At 40.9% G+C, this 19,912-nt stretch carries 8 protein-coding genes and 1 tRNA gene; 7 read left to right on the top strand and 2 right to left on the bottom strand.

Going from position 1 to position 19,912, the window contains the following annotated elements:
• Positions 1-35 precede the first annotated feature (35 nt).
• Entirely contained in the window at positions 36-2,405 is a 2,370-nt protein-coding gene (locus F9K23_09475; GenBank protein KAB2915952.1) for a response regulator, read from the top strand.
• Between the two features lie 276 nt (positions 2,406-2,681).
• On the opposite strand, the gene F9K23_09470 is transcribed toward F9K23_09475, so the two are convergent.
• Positions 2,682-5,438, bottom strand: coding sequence for a T9SS type A sorting domain-containing protein (locus tag F9K23_09470; GenBank protein KAB2915951.1), 2,757 nt, complete (start codon positions 5,436-5,438; stop codon positions 2,682-2,684).
• A gap of 92 nt (positions 5,439-5,530) precedes the next feature.
• Between F9K23_09470 and F9K23_09465 the strand changes: the two genes are divergently transcribed.
• From F9K23_09465 to F9K23_09455, 3 genes are all read left to right on the top strand, one after another.
• Positions 5,531-5,602, top strand: a tRNA-Arg gene (locus tag F9K23_09465).
• Between the two features lie 292 nt (positions 5,603-5,894).
• Positions 5,895-8,879, top strand: coding sequence for a hypothetical protein (locus tag F9K23_09460; GenBank protein ID KAB2915950.1), 2,985 nt, complete (start codon positions 5,895-5,897; stop codon positions 8,877-8,879).
• The gene (locus tag F9K23_09455; protein ID KAB2915949.1) at positions 8,857-9,594 is read left to right on the top strand and encodes a response regulator transcription factor; all 738 of its coding nucleotides are present in this window, start codon (positions 8,857-8,859) and stop codon (positions 9,592-9,594) included. The genes F9K23_09460 and F9K23_09455 overlap by 23 nt, the downstream gene beginning before the upstream one ends.
• A gap of 43 nt (positions 9,595-9,637) precedes the next feature.
• Here the strand turns inward: F9K23_09455 and F9K23_09450 are convergent, their stop codons facing one another.
• On the bottom strand, positions 9,638-11,503 hold the full coding sequence (locus F9K23_09450) for a T9SS type A sorting domain-containing protein (protein ID KAB2915948.1): 1,866 nt from the start codon (positions 11,501-11,503) through the stop codon (positions 9,638-9,640).
• 398 nt (positions 11,504-11,901) lie between these two features.
• Here F9K23_09450 and F9K23_09445 point away from each other — a divergent pair, with 398 nt between their 5' ends.
• The 3 genes from F9K23_09445 (at position 11,902) to F9K23_09435 (ending at position 19,889) form a co-directional block, all read left to right on the top strand.
• The gene (locus tag F9K23_09445) at positions 11,902-18,399 is read left to right on the top strand and encodes a DUF5011 domain-containing protein (GenBank protein KAB2915947.1); all 6,498 of its coding nucleotides are present in this window, start codon (positions 11,902-11,904) and stop codon (positions 18,397-18,399) included.
• A 76-nt stretch (positions 18,400-18,475) separates the two neighbouring features.
• Positions 18,476-18,904: a DUF2721 domain-containing protein gene (locus F9K23_09440; protein ID KAB2915946.1), complete on the top strand. Its 429-nt coding sequence runs from the start codon at positions 18,476-18,478 to the stop codon at positions 18,902-18,904.
• A 97-nt stretch (positions 18,905-19,001) separates the two neighbouring features.
• Positions 19,002-19,889 carry a phosphatase gene (locus F9K23_09435; GenBank protein KAB2915945.1) on the top strand — a complete coding sequence of 296 codons (888 nt, stop codon included), beginning with the start codon at positions 19,002-19,004 and terminating at the stop codon, positions 19,887-19,889.
• Positions 19,890-19,912: the final 23 nt, after the last annotated feature.

The raw sequence follows: 19,912 nt of genomic DNA, 5'->3' as shown, positions 1-19,912 counted from the left end.
TCGTATGTTAATGGTTATTAAACTAACTTATACGGATGAGACTTACTTTACTTTCTTTAGTACTACTTTGTGTAGTGTTGGGCGTAGCTCAACCTGTAGAGGTAGGCACAGCACCCGGTAACGGAATTATTTCATTGGAGACTTCGGCATCGGTAGCTGATGCGTACGATAAAGAACTCAATTTTTTTGATGTTGTTAGCGGCAAAAAATCCCTCGATTTCGTTCCGCTTAGCGGATGGTCGAAGGAGGCAAGTTTCACAAATCATCATTTTTGGATTAAAACCGCAATAAAAAATTCGACCACGGACGAGGCAATCTACTATCTTGAAACCGCCCGGCCTATTACTGATATTGTTGATTTGTATGTGGTATCATCCACCGGAGATACTGTTGTACAGCATTCAGGTGATGCAATCCCTTTTGATAATCGTACATTTCCTCACCGCAAAACCATATTTAAATTAACTCTTAAACCCGGGCAAACGCAAAATCTGTTTATCCATTGTAAAAGTGACGGCGAAGTGCTTGACCTGCCTTTGCGTTTATATACCCCCGATGCTTTTATTGCTGATAATGACAGCTACCAATTGTTTTTTGGTTTGTTTTACGGGGTGCTATTGTTAGCGGCCATTACGTACCTGTTTTTTTATATCGGTTTGCGCGACAACAGCTTTTTGTATTATGGTTTGTATGTGTTGTTTATCGGGCTTTTGCAGTTTTCTATAGATGGGTTGTTCTTTCAATACGTTATGCCCCAAAGCGGTTGGTTTTATTCGCGCTCTATTATTATCACCGCCGGGTTATCGTCATACTTTTTAGGCAGATACGCATTTAGTTTCTTAGTCATTAAGCAGCAGTATGTAAAGCTTACAAAAGCCTATAACATTTTGTATTTACTAAGTGGGGCGTTGATAATAATGCCTTTCTTGGGCAATACCGCGTTGCAATACAGCTACCCGTGTGCCAATTTAGTAGGTTTTTCTATTCTTGTGCTTGTTTTAATAAGCGTAACTACACTTTGGCTGGCTAAGCAAAAAGTTGATATTTTCTTTGCCATTGGTATATTTTGTTTGGTAATGGGGTTCATCATTTTCATACTCAAAAATTTTGGAGCATTACCCGGCACCTTTATTACTGAAAACAGCACTAAAATTGGCACGGGCTTAGAAATTGTTTTTTTATCCCTCTCTATGGCAAACCGCATCAGGTTGTTGCGTACAGAAAAAGAAACAATACAAGCGTTGGCATTGAAACGCTCAGAGGAGATGAACGATTTGAAAACCTATTTCATGTCGAACATGAGCCACGAGTTGCGTACACCATTGAATGCAATCATGGGTGTTACGGATGTGATGCTCAAAGAGGTGCAGGATGCAAAGATTAAAGGCAATTTTGAAGTCATTAAAAACGCATCGGTGAGTTTGTTGAATTCGGTGAGTGATATTCTTGATTTCTCAAGGATTGAAAAAGGGGAATTGAGTTTGACCGACGAGGTGTTTGAGCCCGCGCAAGTGTTGTTGCAAACCCAGAATAGTGTAGCAATGCAAGCCATGCACAAGGGTTTGGTATTTACTTACAAACCCGCTACGGATTTACCGAAACACTTTAGAGGTGATGCGGCTAGGCTGGGTCAGATTATAAACAGCTTGCTGAGTAATGCCATTAAGTTTACCAATTTAGGTGAGATACGATTTGAGGTGTTTCAAAAAAGTACAGGGAATAACACTGCCGAGTTGGTAATAAAGGTAAGCGATACGGGTGTTGGGATTCCCAAAGATAAGATGGACACAGTGTTTAATAGTTTTATCCAAGAGAGTATAGATAACAAACGCAAATTTGGCGGTTTGGGACTCGGTTTGTCTATCGTCAAAAAATTGGTCGACCTTCATGGCGGTACTGTGATTATTGAAAGCGAGGTGAATAAAGGGACTTGTTGCACTGTTACTTTGCCTTACGAGGTTGTTTTTGTTGAACCTAAAGCAGAGAAGGCAAAGTATCCTAAAGATACTTTTGATTTGATGGGAGCGAGGATTTTAATAGTGGAAGATAACGATGTGAATCGCTTTATCATGAAGACTATTCTTTCGAGGTGGGAGAATACGGAGATTGAGTTTGCGTTTGATGGCAGCATTGCTTTAGAAGAGTTGGTGGCAAAACGTTATGATATTGTATTGATGGACTTGCAAATGCCTGTGATGGATGGTTACGAAGCCTCTGAAAGGATACGGAACGGAGAGGTGGGGGAAGAGAACAGCAGGATACCTATTATAGCAGTTACTGCCGATACAACAGACGAAGCAAAACATAAAGTTAGGAGCTTGGGGGTTAATGATTTTATGACTAAACCCATCGACCAGCATTTGTTGTATGAAAAAATCACGGCGTTGCTTAGTGAAGTGGCCTGATGGGGAAAGTTTCTTTACCCGATTATCATAAATATGTTTTAAAAAACTGGGATTTTTTTTTAGAAAAATGTTGCATTTTTAGAAAAGTGTCGTACATTTGTTTCATCCAAACGGGTTATCAACAAGCTTTTGTTTAAAGCGCAGATAGCCCTAAAAGATTGAAAAAATTAGCTTTGTTGACGGAAGAGTAAATTCTTCAGTAATATTCCTAAATAGCACAAACAGCCTGTCGGGAGACAGGCTGTTTATTTTTTGTACTATCGGGTAAAAAATCCTCTATTTCTTGATGAAAAATGTTGAGCCGCTTTTGCTGCCGTTTTCAATTCTCAACAAATAAGTACCGGCAGTAAGATAGCCAACACCAAGTTGGGTGGTTGCTCCGCTAGCGGGGCTTTGTATTAGTTGTTTTCCGCTTAAGTCGTATATCTTGTATATGGCGTTATTGCCAGCAATGTCGTCTACAGAAACGGTAATGTAATCAGTAGCGGGATTGGGGTATAACGATACCTGCAAGGGTACAGTGCCATTGTTAATGCCCGTTAGGTGATAGTTTTGGGTTATGTTGGCCGCAAAAACCCCGGCACCGTGGGTTGCAACAACCACTCTATTATCGCTGCGGCGTATTTTAATCATCTCGCAAATGGCATTACCAATCAAGTCGGGGCTTTGTTGTACCCACACCGGAGTGCTTGCCGTAATTTCAGGAATACTGTAAAGGCCAACACTGGTAGCCATTAAAACGCCGAACCCTGTATTGGTTTTAACAAATTCAGCCCAACGGCACGAAGGTCCGTTGCCCGTCCCGTTCACGTTTTGCTCAAGGTTGCCTGAAATATCACGCCAGTTTAAGCCGCCGTTTTCGGTGTAAAACACACTGGGGATACCATAGTTGGTAAACACCACAATAATTTTATCGGCATCTTCGGGGTGTATGCAAATGTTGTTGATGTTACCCGAAGGAAAGTTCGAGCCCTTAATGTCAACAGGCATAGGGTCACCTGTGGTGGCATTATCTACCCTAAACAATAGCCCGTTTTCGGTGCCGTAAAAGAGTTTTCCAGCGGGCTGGACTGACATACTGATGGCTGTTATCTCAAAGCGGGTGCGGCAGTTAATCATTTCCTGCCAGTTGCCCATGCTTCTTGATGAATCTAAATAACTGGTAAGTGGGAACTGAGTTACATCGTTGCTGCGCCAAATGGCAGTATCGTTCAATAAAAACAAACGCTTATCATCATTAGGGTCAACACACCAAGGGTTAATAAATCGGTAATCGGTAAGATTAGGAGGGTCTAAACGTGCACTTTGCACACGGTTGTTGTTAGCATCCAAGCGAATGCGGAACAAACCGGCTTCTTGTTTTGATACATAATAATCCTGTCCGTTACCAGCAACATGGCAAAAAGCACCATCGTAGCTAAAGATTTCATTCCACGGATTGCGTTGGTCGTTTTTGTTGGTAAACAACGTGCCGTTATCTTGCAGGCCGCCAATAATGGTGTGGTCTCCTGCTACAGCTTCATTAATAGCAATGGTATAAAACTGTGTGGTTACATAACCATTGTTAAGCGATTGCCATTTAACGGTACCCGCTTTTATGTTGTCGGTAATAGATATACCCCCGTCGTGGGTAGAAATTGCTTTATCGGGGTTTGAGTTGAGGAAGATAAAATTGTGTTGGTCGGGGTGATGATTTTCATAAATCTTAAAATCAGGACGTTTTGTGCCCTGTGCATACCCGCCTATTTTAGTGATTTGCGAGGTGCTTTTAAAAGCATCCGTAGAGCGGAAAAGCCCCGAGCCGCCTATAATCACAATATTGGTGTCTTTAGGGTGAACGCTCACCAGCAAATCATATCCGCCTTGCGCATTAAACTTCTCAAAATCGCCTGGGAAATCAGGTATTGCAGCCGAACGGTCTTCCCAAATTCCGCCTGTACCGCTTCCATCGCCTGAAACGTAGGTGTATTTAAGCAAACTGTTCCACTCTTCATCCCCTCTGAAATTGGTAGTCTTTTTACCCAAGTTCACAGTGTTATGAGCTAGAATATAAAATTGGTTTTCGTGTCCCGGAACCAAGCCAATCACCATACGTCCGTATGTTGAACCGATTGCGGCCGGAGTGATGCTGGTCCACGTAGTGCCATTGTCAACACTGCGCCAAATACCTCTTTGCGGGCCTTCGCTACTAAGGGTAGCATATAGTACCCCGCTTTTAGTTATGGCTACGTCTGTATAATATGACGGGTTGCCGCCTGATGTGCCACCGCGGCGGCGTTGCCATGTGTTACCGCCGTTTACACTGCGGTGTATGCCGCCATACAAGGCCACAAACACAACATCACTGTCTTTGCTGGTGTGGTTGGTGATTATGTTCCATGAGCCGTCGAAATCGCTATCAAACTGGGGTGTATTAACTACAGTGCTGGTTAATGGTTGCCAGCTTTTACCACCATCGGTTGATTTTAGTATTCCCCTGCCTGAATAGTAAGCACCACCTTTTGATGCACTACTGCCGCTTAGTTCACCCGTTGAAGCATACCAAATATTCGTTTTACCTGCGCGGGTATCTTGCGTTACCGCGGTAATGGCATTTATTTGGGTGTTGGTGGTTGTTTTTGTCCAGCTTTTGCCTCCGTCTTCGCTGCGCCACAAACCGCCTGTTGCCCCACCGGCAATCAATATGTTTTCGTTGGTGGCATCCACGGCTATAGCGCGTGTTCTGCCGCCTACGTTCCACACACCCATGTTGCTCCAAATATCACCGCTCTTTTTAAATACGTCGGCTTTGGGCAAGGAGGCAGCAAAGGCCAGTTCCTTTACGCGGATACCATCCGGAATTTTGCCTGTATTCGGGTCTTTAAGTCGGTTAAATTCCCAACGCTTGCGGGAACTTAGGTTGTAACTCATTTCATCGCCGCCTGTTGATAGGGCATCAGCGTCGGGTTGGGTATTAAACATATATCCAATGCCGATAATTGTGAAGCAAGCAGCAATTATGGGTAAGGTGTACAGTAAAGGTTTACGTTGCATATCTATTCAAATATAAAAATAAGCAGCGGGTTTGCAGGTATTAGATTGATAGGGCATGCTATTTAAATTATCTTTGCACCTCTATTACACATGGCCTCATAGTACAATGGATAGTACGTGAGTCTCCGGAACTCAAGATCCAGGTTCGATTCCCGGTGAGGCCACTTTCTTTACTAACACCCTCATAACAAAGTCATTTAAATTTTACAGATAGTCAACATTATAAAAAGGATGTTGCCCATGAGATTTTACAACGGCTATACTACAGTTAGATTCAGTGATGATTGTTATGATTCTCTTATGGTAGCTATATCAATAACTGAGCTCGTTTAAACTGGCAATAGCGGTTTATATGGATAAACTCCGCAACCCTTGCCTTGTGTGTAAAGTTTATAAGCGCGCATTTCACATTTTTGGTAACTTACCACCGAGTACTTAACAACCTATTGCAAAACTGTGTTTTTAAACGGAAAAAAAGAGCTTCCGCTATTGTTACTTATGCTGGTGTTTCGCCTTTCCTTGTTAGGGCAATCGGTATTAGCACCTGAGCATATCGAGGTTTCGCCTACGCGGGTAGGCAATAACCTGCGGGTATTGTTTGAGGATAGCCGTGGTTTTATTTGGGCAGGCACTATGAGCGGCTTGGTGCGTTACGATGGTTTTTCGGTTAAGTATTATGAGTACACACCGGATGATAGAGAAGGGGAGCTGGATATGGGGGTGGTTACCGGTGATAATAAGGGTAATATTTGGGGCATTGCAAGTACGCACGGACTTTTAGTGCTGCCGTTCGGAGAGAGGGGGTTTGGCGAGCTGAGAAAACCCGGATTTGACAACGATTTTCCTAAACCAAAAAATATCACTTTTGACAAAGGCGGTAATATTTGGGGGGTAACACTTCAAAACGAGCTGTTTTTTGTCGATATGTCTGATACCTCGGTTACTGTATGGCCTACAAAAAAAACAGGTGCGGTTGAAAACGTGTTTATTGATGAGCGGCAAAGGCTATGGTTGTACAACCACAATACTGTCTTTTGTGTAGATAAACCTTCCCTCACAATGAATTTTGAGAACAAACAAGGTATTACATCAGGTATAATTAGTGCGGTACATGATGGCAAAAACCTGTTTGTATTTACACAACAAACGTTGTACAAAGCACACTTTAGTAATAATTACCTGCACATAAATCAATTGTACGAGCTTGATAAATTAGATAATCAAGGCAAAAAAGAATTTTTCAGATTTTCGGCAGTTCGCAGCGATATGCCATTAGTAGTAATGGCTACCACCGGTCGTATGCTGCTTTTTGTAGATAAAGAAAGCGGTAAACTTGAAGAACCGATAATTGAAGGGGTAAATACTTCAAAATACGATGCAAATAATTACCTCATAACAAAAGGTAATGTAGTGTATATAGCTACCAATAAAGGTTTTTTACGAACCAGTATAAGCAGCAAGGCATTTACAGCCTATACTGATGATTTACGGCCTAAATTGCGTTGTGTAGCTCCCTTGGGGCCTGATACATTGCTGGTGGGAACGTTTGCGCAGGGAATATTTGTGTACACCAAAAAAAACGATGGACGTTGGCAAAAAAATAAGCAATGGGTATTGGGCAATCCTACATTCATGTCGGTAAATACATTAAACCGTTTTTATTATGATAAAAACAATCGGTTATGGGCCGCCACAAACGGAGGATTATTTTTATATAACGGGAAAACTTGGTCGTCAAAATATCCGTCAACCAGTGTTTGGGGTATTGTGCAAGGCAATGGTAATGATTTTTGGATGGGTACCAATAGGGCGGGGCTAATAAAATTTAATTCCGAAACAGGAGCAACAAAAAGTTATTTTCCTAACGGAAGCTCAATACCTACCGATAATCACAATCGTATATGGCAAACGCAGACGTATAAAAACAAAATATATGTAGGTACCTCAGCAGGGATGTTTGAGTTTGATACTGCAACGGAGCGGTTTACCCCCGTGTTTAGTGAGCAATTAAAATCAATACCCGTATGGGATTTTTTTATAAGCGATAGTTTATGGCTGCTACCTACACAGGGCAGGGGATTATGGAAGTTTTTGCCTAAAACAGGTGAATTGACTAATGTGGATAGTATTAATAATTTCTTATACAGCCTTTTAAAAGATGCTGCGGGCGACTTTTGGTTTGTGAATGATAAGGGACTTATTAAATACGATGTGAAACAAGGGAAGAGTGCCAATTATTCAGCTTTTGACGGACTTAATACTAATTTTCTTTCCTATACAGGTATTACCCGTTTGAACGATGCCCAAATTGCTGTTTGCGGTGAAGATGGTTTTACGGTGGTTGATGCCGCACCTGCCAAACAAAATGTGCCCAAACATTCGTTGTTTGTTCCATCGTTTAAGTATGCGGGTGTGCAGGTGGCTGATTATTTGGAGAGCGGTAGTGAAATAACGGTTGATTACAACAAAGGGCAATTGCTTTTGGAGTGGGCGGCAACCCATCTGTTTGGACATAACAGGCAACTGGTGTACAAACTTGAAGGTGAAGATGCCGATTGGAACATCAGCAGTACGGGCAATAGTATCACCTATACTAATTTAGAGCCCGGCAGCTATGTGTTTAAAGCCTATCTTGTTGGGCAAGCTAACGAAAGTAATAGCGAGTTGTACCGCTTGCGGATAGTTATCAGTCCCCCGTTTTGGCTTACGTGGTGGTTTAAATCGGTTGTTGCGCTTGTTGTAGTGGGCTTAAGCGTGTATTTGATATACGGCTGGGTGGTGAGGCAACGACTGAAACAGGCTAAACTGAAGTCAGAAATCGATGCGCTCCGGGCTCAAATGAATCCGCATTTTATTTTTAATGCACTTAACTCAATACAGGCCTTTATTTATACTGAAAACAAGCTGCAAGCCAATGAGTACCTCGTGAAGTTTGCAAAATTGATGCGGTTGATTTTACAAAACTCACGGCAAGAATTGATTAGTGTTTTGCAAGAACAACAGTTTTTAAATTTATATATCGAAATGGAGGCATTACGTTTTGAGGGACGTTTTACCTACAATGTAATAGTTGATAAAGGTAGTGAGGGGTACAAAATACCTTCTATGCTGCTACAGCCGTTGGTTGAGAACGCTCTTAAGCATGGGACACAAGCGGGGGGAGACCCTTTACATGTTGAAGTTCATTTTTTTGAAAGAAACAAAGAGCTGGTGTGTGAAGTAACAGACAACGGCAGAGGATTTGCGGCCGATTACCAAAATGATAGTCCTAAAGCCTCATTAGGATTAACATTGGTACAGGAAAGACTAGATACCTTATCAAAATTGTATGGCAAAAAATATGATATTGTTGCCGGAAACAAAGAGGATTACGGATTGACAGGTAAAGGTGCTTTTGTAAGCGTTTTAATACCACAACATGATAAAAACACTATTAGTTGAAGATGAACTCCAAAGCAGGGAGTTTATAAAATCGTTGATTAGCGATACTGCGCCATTTATTGATTTGGTTGGCGAAACAGGACACGTGGATGAAGCTGTGGAACTAATAAACCAAACCAAACCGGGGTTGGTAATAATGGATATTCAGCTTTACGGACGTAGCGCATTTGATATTTTTAAATCAATTGGCGAAGTTGATTTTCAGGTAGTATTTATTACTGCGTTTGAACATTTTGCCATACCGGCCATCAAGCTTTCAGCGGTTGACTACATTTTAAAGCCAATAAGTCCGCTTGAGTTTAAAGAGGCTATGCAAAAGGTGCAACGCAATGCTGGTATTGAAGTTGTCGCCCCCACTGCGGCGGTTCAAAAACCGTCAACAAGCGTGCGGAGTAACAAGCTGGTTATTAGTGATTATAAGGAGATGCACATTTTAAAATATGAAGATGTGATTTATTTGGAGGGGGATGGAAATTATACTCACGCGGTATTAACAAGCGGCAAACGCATAACCTCTTCAAAACCTATTTCAGAGTATGAAGAGCAACTTGGTGCCGAAGGTTTTTTTAGAGTGCATAAATCCTATATTATTAATATGGCTAGGGTGGTTAAATATGTGAAGGGTCGTGGGGGTGAAGTAGTGATGGATAATGGGGATACCGTTTATGTATCAAGCCGCAAAAAAGACGATTTTTTAGCACTGCTGAATAATTAAAAAGGTGTGCCGCATGGCACACCTTAGTTATATAAAACAGAGATTATTTAGTAGCAGTTACTTTTTGGAAACGGGTTTGTAATTGAGTTCCGTTTTCAGCAGTTACCCTGCAAAAGTAAACGCCATCAGCAAGGTTGCTAATGTCAACATTAATCAGGTTGCCATTGGCTTCAGTGGTAAGCATAGTAGCAACAACCTGTCCGTTAACACCAATTACTTCAAGTGTTGATGTTGTTGCCAATGCATCGGTAAACTCAAGGGTTACTTTATTTCCGGCAGGGTTGGGGTACACTTTTACATCGGCTAATTGGTTTTTGTTTCCTTGTTCGTTCGGAACATTACCTTCTTCATTCGGCTGTGTTTTCAATTGCATGCAAGGGTTGAAAACATTGATATCAATGTTGTAAGCGGTCATTGCTATTTCACAAGTATTGTAAGTTGGGTTCAAAAACGTTTTAGATGAACCTTTATTAAGTGAGTAATCGTAGGCGTAAACAGGATGATAATTTCCTTGGCAATGAGGCATACCGGGTAATGAATCGTAATACAAAGGGTTTATTTTTTCAACGTATGGAGATGTGCTGCCGTGTGCCAAAATTTTACGACCGGTAGCATCGGTTTCAAGGTCGCGAGGAACAAGGTAAATGCCACCGGCAGCAGGAGTGTAATCGTCGCCTTGGTTTGTAGTTGCTCTTCCTGTACCGCTTTGGAAAACTTGACTTTCAATAGGGCGTGAAACACCATCATAGCTACAAAGCATAAACAAATCACTGTCGTTTTCAATGGTTAAATCTACACCACGCTCCCAATTAGTGTATTGATAATCAAACCTTGATTCAATTGGAGTTGAAAGCCAATTTGAATAGTTGTTGGTGTGAACATTGAACATTCCTTCAATTACAACATTAGAGGTACGTGATGTGAATTGTGAGCCGTTAAATTGGTCGTCAATCCTGTCAATCAATAACACATAGTCAGTGTTGGTAAAAATGGCTCCGCTGTCTTTTTTCAACGCAACACCCAGTTCAACCACGTCAGTATAGTTGCTAAACAAATTAACAGCAGTTACTTGAAAGTAAGATGCGCTGATAACTGTGGTACAACGGGCAAATAATATGTCGCCGGTATAATAAGCAACTCCATCGGGTACTGCAGTGGTTGGGGTTGTTACCACACCGCAAGCACCAATCAAAAACAACTCACCGTTAAGGTCAGCTTCAATTTTGTTGTAGTAACTGTTGGGGTACCTTGTTGTTCCTAATTGGGGAACAGTGATTGTACCTTCATTAATTTCACGGGCATTTACAATCGTAAGAGACGCATTGGCAGTCATTATAATTGCCTTTTTACGACTATTGGTATTGTCCCATTTATATCCGCACGCAACAAACCCGTCGGTAATTACAGCAACAGAGTTAAGTACCGTATAATCACCGTTTACGGTGTTTACATATTCTTTGTATTGGGTTGGCGTACCGCTGTTGTCCAGCTTCATTAGAAAAGAACCTTTTGAAGGGCAACCTTCAAAATAGCCGCAAACAATATACCCCCCGCTTATTTTCTTGATTTCTTTGGGAAAGTATTTTTTGTTGTCATCTAAAAAGTAAGGGTTTTCAGTTGATGGCATTATCAACTTGTTGATAATGGTGTTGGGCACATAATCAGACAAATGAGTAAAGTGCATCCTGGTGGCAGTGTTGCTGTTTGTTGGAGTGTTGCTAAGTGAACCTGCCGCTGGTCTGATATACCCTATTTGGGCAAGCCCGCTTTGCAGATCCATGTCAACTGTGTTAATAAGGTTATCGTCAGTAGAGAATTGTTCAATGCGTTTTTCGGCCACTCTGAAATTTTGTGCCTTTAGAACCACGCATGCAATAAGTAATAATACAACAAATGATAATTTTTTCATGCTATTAATTGTTAGTGCCTACTCTGTTTAGGCTTTTCGGCTACCGCCGCAAAGGCAATGCATTGCTTTGCGCTACTAAGTTGCCTAACAGTAGCTTGATATTTTTATTAGATTCAAATGTGTGTTATTATTTAGTACATACGTGTCAGTTTTTTGTACTAACGTTTATTTGGATTAATCATAATTATGTTATATTTTTTGATATTTAATTTCAATTAGTTGCTTGATATTATTGAGGGTTAAAATAAATGACTTGTTTTTTACAATTTTAAATTATTGATTTGTAATGCATTGTGAAATTTTATACAAAATATTTTAAACATGTAGTATAAACGGGCATCAGTTTTATAAATTTGATTGTCTTTGACAGACACATATTAAACTCACAATTCTTTGAAATGAAAAAAACATTACTTAGCTCTCGCCAAAGGGCCGGCTTAACCTTTGGCAGCAGGGGACTATTGTCTCCAAACACGTGGCGGAAATCTCTTTTCGCAGTAGCATTTATTATGGTTGCTTTATCAGGTTTTTCCCAGCTTAGCGGGGTAAAAACTGTAAACCCCTCGGGAAGTGGGGCAAACAACTACGTATCAGTTTCAGCGGCTGTTGCCGACCTTGTGGCTAAAGGCGTTAACGGTCCAGTACTTTTTCAGGTTGCAGCAGGTACATACAGCGGGCAGATAACAATACCCGCAATTACCGGTGCAAGCGCAACAAACACCATTACTTTTGATGGTGGTTTCGGCAATGCTAATACAAGAATTATCACTTTTGCAGCAACATCAACCACCGACGCTCACACGGTAAGGTTGAGTAGTACATCTTATGTTTCCCTAAAAAATCTTAGTATAAGAAATACCGGTACTACTGCCGGTTTAGGTGTGCATATATATGGTACTACAAACAACTGTTCAATAGTAAGTTGCCACATTGCTGTTGATAGTTCATCTACCAGTACAAACTTTAAGGCTATCCAGATGATTAACAATACACTTGTTACTGATGGTAGTTTGTGCGGTGGTACATCGGCTTCTACTTACAATATTGTAATTGACAGTAACGATATTGTGGGTGGTAACTTCTCGTACTATGGTACATCAAGTTACAGTACTACAACAGTTCCATTTATTTTGTTTATGCGCGCCAACAAGTTAAGGAAGGCGTACCAATCAGCCATTGGTATAAACAACTTGAACGGTTATCAAATCAACTACAACTTTATCGATATGCGTACTACCAATAATAGTAATTATGGTTTTTCGCATTGTAATGGTAGCACCAGCGGTAGCCAGTTGTATGAAATGATTGGTAACACTTTTGCCAATTGCGGACAATACGGGATATATACGCTTACCCGTAACAGCAATGGTGCAAGGGGTAGGATTTGGAACAACTTCTTTAGGGGCGATTGGCGTAGTACCAGTGCTAGGGCTATTTACATGGGTTACGACCGTAACTTTGATGTTTGGGCTAACACTGTTGTAATGCAAAACGACCTTACAAATACCGGTGCAGGTATTTATATTTACCCATCTAGTTACCCCAATGATGTAAGAAATAACAACATCATTATTTCGGGTGCTAATAGTAGTGGTTTAGCTTTGTATTCTGAAGGCGGATGTCTTAGCGGAGCTGACTACAACAACTATTACAAAGTAAACAATACCCCCGGCCAGTTTTTGAACGTAATTAACGGTTCAAACGTAACTAAGGCAAATTATAAGGGTTTTGGCGGTTTTGACGCTAACTCTTACAGTGAAGACCCTATGCTTACTTCAGCTACCGACCCTCGCCCAGGTTCAATATGCTTAAAAGGTGTTTACCAATCGGTATTGCCCAAAGACATAAACAACGTAACCCGTTTGAATCCTCCAACAGTTGGATGTGCTGAAAACGCAGGTGGCTTGAACGTAGATGCTGAGGTTAATGCCTTCTTGAGGCCTTCATTCCCTGTTAGTGCAGGCAGCAATGATGTTGAGGTTAAAATTAAGAACAAAGGTTTATTAACGCTAACATCGTTAAATGTATCGGTAACGATAGGTTCTACAACCAAAACAATTAACTGGACGGGTAGTTTAACTTCTTGTAATGAAGCTACTGTACTGTTTACAGGTTCTAACCAGTTTACAATTAACCCCGGTAAGAACACCGTTACGGCCTATATTGATAATCCTAACGCTTCTGTTGATCAAAATAAGAGCAACGATACAATAAGAACTAACTTCTGTACTCCGTTTAGCGCAGGTACTTATACAATTGACCCTGCCGGTTCAGGCCCCACCAACTACACAACTTTTGCTGAAGTTGCTGAAATATTGAATTGTGGTGGTATTACAGGTGCAGTTCAGTTTAATGTGGCAGCAGCTACATTTAATGAAAAACTGGATTTATTGTATGTAAAAGGTGCTTCAAAAGCCAACACTATTATATTTAATGGTGCAGGTATCGGTTCATCAATTCTACAACTTCCAGCAACAACCAATGCTGCAATTGTGAGCATAGCAGGTACTCCGCACGTTACAGTGCAAAACATGAGCCTACGCGCTACATCAAACACAAACGTTGCGGGTATTAAAATTGCTTCTCAATCAGATAGCGTTAAAATTCTTAAAAATAGTATTGAGTTTAGCGCGTTTAGCAACTTTACCACTTTTGGTGTTACGTTTGGTGATTACAACACAAATACCGCAGGTGCTGAGTCTGTTGGTTCATTGGTAGAAGGTAACAATTTTGTTAACTGCTACTATGGTGTTCAACTACGTAGTGCATCAACTACATCACGCAGCTCAAAAATCACTATCCGTAAAAACAACTTTACCGGCTTGTACGGTTATGGTGTGTATGTGAACTATGCAGCTGAAATTGATGTTGATATGAACAACTTCACTTTTGGTAACTTCGCTTCAAGCTACGGATACTACTCAAACTCTGGTGTTACCAACACAATTCGTAACAACAACTACAAAAACCTGGGTATTTATGGTATGTACATCATTAATGAAAACAACAACACTGTTATTTATAATAACATGTTCGCTGATTTCTTAACTACCAGCACAGGTACTTATGGCGGTATATACACCAGCAGCACTACAGGACTAAAAATTTACCACAACACTATATATTTTAACCCTCAAACTGTTGCAACAACAGGTAGCAGAGCTGCTTTAAACCTTAACTACTCAAACAATGCTGATATCAAAAACAACATTTTTGTGTATGCAGGTGCTAGTACAAGGGGTGTTGCGGTTTCTCGCACACAAAGTAATAACTGTACGTTTGAGAGCAACTTGTATTACTCTTCAGCTGATATTTACACTGAAGATTATACAACGTTCTACAAAAACCTAACTGACTGGCAAGCGTTTTACCCAACGCTGAACTTGAAATCGTTACAAGAACAGCCTGTATTTATTAATACAACTTACGGCTCAGTAAATGCACACTTGCAATCATCGTATGATGCTCCTTCAGGTGATTTGACCTTGGGTATCAATATTGATGTGGACGGTGATATTCGTTGCCCCGGTTCTATGACCATGGGTGCTGACCAATCATCATATCCTCAATTGGTTCCTGTTTCAACATTTGTAGTTGCCGACAGCGTTTATGCTGCCAGCGGTACTCGTATTGTAAACACAACCAAAGGCGAGCCTACAAAATACACCTACAGGTGGTATGTTGATGGTGTTTTAACTTCAACCACTCGTGATTTGGATTACCAATTTGCCGTTACAGGTAACTATGATGTGAAATTGGCGGTTGACGGTTGTTCAGGTTCAGACAGCTTAAACAAAACTGTATCTGTTATTCTTCCAACTTCTACTCCAAAATCTGATTTCGTTGCTACTCCTCAAATCGTTGATTTGTATGCAATGGTGAACCTTCGCGATAACTCTACTTTTGGTCCTACCATTTGGCAATGGACTGCTAGTCCTTCTAGCGATGCGTTCTTCTCTGATGATGCAGCTCAACATCCAACCATTTTCTTCGGAAAATCAGGTTTCTATGATGTGTGCTTGAACACTGAGAACGATTTGGGTGTAGGTAAAGACACTTGCAAAAGCTCATACATCTTTGTTAAAGAAGAATACTCAATGTGCGGAAGCAGCTCTAATCCTAAAACAACTGCCCGCTACGGTAAATTGTATGATGACGGTGGCCCATCAGGTAACTACGGAACTAACCGTAACTGTAACTATTTGATTAATCCTTGCGCTTCTTCAATCACATTGAAATTCTCTCAGTTTGCATTGGTAGCAGGCGAAACATTAAGGATTTATGACGGTGCCGATGCAACTGCGCCACTTATTGGTGCATACACAAGCACTTCGGGAATGCCCGGTGGATCTACCGGTTTGGTAGCTACTTCAGGCCAAATGTTTATCAACTGGGTAACTGATGCAACCACTCAAGCTGCCGGTTTTGCTGCTGAATGGACATCTGTAGCCGATAATACTCCTGCTCCTGTTGCTGATTTCAGCTTCCCTGATACTTTGTTTATTGATGAGGATATTAGGTTTACCAGCACATCAACCGGAACTAACCTTAGCTACTTATGGGATTTTGATCCTCCATTTGAAATTCCCGGTAATGAAGGTGGTGAGAAAAACTTTGATGTTTACTCATACGGAATTTCAGGTAACTACAACGTGAAACTGAAAGTAGTTAACTGTGCAGGTTCAAACTCAATTTCTAAATCTATTACTGTTCTTGATCCTATCACTGCGCCTGCAGTTGATTTTGTTGCCGATAAAACAATGGTAGCCGTAAATGCTTTGGTAACCTTTACCAACAACACTAAACACGGTCCTTTGAATTACAGGTGGGAATTTTCACCATCAACAGGTGTTAATGTTAAACCAAACAAAACCAGCAAAAACATTACCGCTAACTTCCTAGTACCGGGTGTATACACCGTTAAGTTGGTAGCAGGTAACAGCATAGGCAATGATAGCTTAATCAAAACTTCATACATTACTGTGTATGATTATTGCGACCCGGGTGTTGCTAGCGTTGATGGCAAAATTGGTATCAGCAACGTAACATTTGGTGCTATTAACAATACAACTACTTCAGGTGTTGCTAAATACACTAACTACATTAACCTTCCTCAGTTTGCTACTGTAACTAAAGGTGGTAAATATCCATTGAGCGTTTCACGCACAAACACAGTTGACGAAATGAACCGTAAGGTTTGGATTGACTGGAACATTGACGGTGATTTTGATGATTCACTTGAATTGGTTGCTTTTGAGGGTGCTAGCCGCAATGCAACTTTCAACACTATTGTTAAAGTTCCTGCAACTGCTTCAGAAGGATTTACTCGTATGCGTGTAGGTGTTAGCTACGGAAACGATGCTAACCATGCTTGCGGTTTGAACCGTGTTGGTGAGTTTGAAGATTACACTGTAAGCATTATCGGTGACGGTATTGCTCCGGTGATTACTTTGAACGGTGCTAACAAAGTTACTTTTGAACAATGGTACCAATACGTTGAGGCCGGCTTTACTGCAATGGATGACATTGACAGCAGCTTGACCAATGTGGTATCTGTAACCAGCAATGTTGACTCTACAACTGTAGGTATGTATCAAGTGAAGTATGAAGTTAGCGACGTAGCAGGTAACAAAACTATCGTAACACGCGATGTTGAAGTTACACCTGACGTAACTAATCCAGTACTTACTCTTACCGGTGCTTCAACCATCGACCACGATGTGAAAACTACTTATACTGATGCAGGTGCAACTGCAATGGATTACCTAAACCGTAACTTTACTTCATCAATTGTGGTAACTAACAATGTAAACGACCAAAAAGTGGGCGCTTATGTAGTTGCTTATGAAGTAACAGATTTGGCAGGTAACAAAGCGTTGATTAACCGTACAGTAAATGTTGTTGATCGTGTTGCTCCGATTATTGCTAAAGTAGGTGATACCGTATTTGTTGAAGTTAAATCGCCATATACCGAACCCGGTATCAGCGCAACTGATAACTATGATGCTTCTGTACCAGTAGTTTCAGGTACTGTAAACATTAACAAAACCGGTACTTATGTACTTAACTACACTGCAACTGATACTGCCGGAAATAGCAGCAACGAAAGCCGTATTGTGGTTGTACGTGATACACAAAAACCAGTTATTACCATCAATGGTTTAGATACTGTTATTGTGAATGTGTTTAGTAACTACAATGAGCTAGGTGCAACTGTTGCTGATAACTATTGTACTGGTTTAACAACAACTCCTTCTATAGTTGTAAACATTAACAAACTAGGTGATTACGTAGTGAACTATGATGTTACTGATTGTGAAGGTAATGTTGCTGTAACTAAAACCCGCGTAGTAAGGGTTGTTGACCGTGTAGCCCCAATATTGCAGCTGAAAGGTTTTGTTTCAACCAACAAAATCATGCGTTGGAAAACATATACTGACTCAGGTGTATCATACAGCGATAACTACTACAGCAATGCTGAATTGGCACCAAACCTTGTAGTTACATCAAACGTAAATACTTTGGCTGAAGGTATTTATGAATACTGCTATGATTTGACCGATCCATCGGGTAATATTGCACAACGCGTGTGCCGCACCGTTGAGGTAATTGCGAACACAACCGGCATTACTGAAGAGTATCTTGAGAATGCAGTTAATGTGTATCCTAACCCAACCCGTGGTGAGCTAAACGTAGCTGTTAAATTTGACCAAAACCGAGAAGTTAAAGTAACTGTTGTAAATTTGTTAGGCGAGGTTATTACTTCGATAACACCACAAACAGTGCTTGAGAATAACTTCAATATAGACATGAGTGCCTATGCATCCGGATTATATCTGGTACGAATTGAAGCAGATGGGATGGTACTTGTGAAAAAAGTGAACCTTGTTAAATAGGTTAATTAAGCCTCTTTCCTTTTTCAAAGCCCCGACGGGAGTCGGGGCTTTGTTATTTCTTAGCTAACTTGCAGGCATGGAACTGCAACTCTCTACCCCCGCACTTTTGTTCAGCACCATATCGCTGCTAATGCTGGCCTATACTAATCGTTTTTTGGCTGTAGCAAAGCTTATCCGTGAGCTGCACGATAAGTACACTGATAAGCCCAGTGAACACATCATACAGCAAATAACCAACCTAAGGCTGCGGCTTAATCTTATCCGCAATATGCAATTGTTAGGCGTTAGCAGTTTGCTGCTAAGCGTAGTATGTATGCTATTGTTGTTTGTAGACCAAGAGGGGTGGGCTAAAGTTGTATTTAGCATCAGCATGATAACCATGGTGGTTTCATTATCAATCAGCGTTTGGGAGATAACAATATCAGTTAAAGCACTAAAAATTGAGTTACATGATATTGAAGAGCGGAGTCGGACATTTTTAGAAAAATTATTTACCAAAGAATAAAGGCAATGCCTTGTAAGGGCAAGGGCCGGCTTCTATTTTCCACACCTGTTGAAACAAAAAGCCCTTGAAAACATATGGTTGGTTATAATTTAGTAGCGTGAAGATAGGCGCCGTTGATATAGGCTCAAATGCCATACGCTTACTTATCAGCAGGGTGATGCCTACCGAGAATGACGAGGTGCAGTTTAAAAAGGTAGAGTTCATCCGCATACCATTGAGGCTTGGAGACGATGTTTTTAAAACCGGTAAAATCGGTAAAGAAAAACAGGAACTTTTTGCAATGACCATGAACGCCTTTAAGTTGATACTTGATATACACCGCGTTCGTCATTATATGGTGTGTGCCACCAGTGCCATGAGAGAGGCAAAAAACGGCGAGATGCTGGTGCGCAAGGTGCAAAAGAAATACGATTTTAAGGTAGAAATAATTAGCGGCGATAGAGAGTCGGAGCTAATCTTAAAATCGGTGATGTCGTATTTTCCTGCCACGGGCAACTATGTAAACATTGATGTTGGCGGCGGAAGCACAGAAATAACCCTCATCAAAGAACATAAAGTAATCAATTCACGTTCGTTCCCAATAGGCTCAGTACGTCTTAAAGAAGGAAAAACCAATCCCGCGGTGTGGGATGAAATGAAGAGCTGGGTATTGCAAAACGCATCTATAAAAGATAATATTACTGCCATAGGTACAGGAGGAAACATTAATAAGCTTTACCAAATGGCGGTAGGCGAAACTAATGACCCGATGTCTGTTGACGTGCTTAGGAAACTGTATGCCGATATAAGCGCAATGAGCATTACTGACCGTATTTATAAATTACAACTGAATCCCGACCGTGCTGATGTGATTGACCATGCCGCTAAAATATATTTGGCGGTAATGGAGTGGGCCGGTATTAACAATATCTATTCTCCCAATGCAGGGCTTAAAGACGGTATAATCTTAGAACTTTGGGATAAGTACAAAACAATTGTACGTTAAATTTCAAACATTTCTGTATTTTT

The sequence above is a fragment of the Bacteroidota bacterium genome, from assembly GCA_008933805.1.
Taxonomy (GTDB): domain Bacteria; phylum Bacteroidota; class Bacteroidia; order UBA8524; family UBA8524; genus SB11.
Note: the sequence above shows the minus strand (reverse complement) of the source record. Positions and strands in the feature narration are given on the sequence as shown.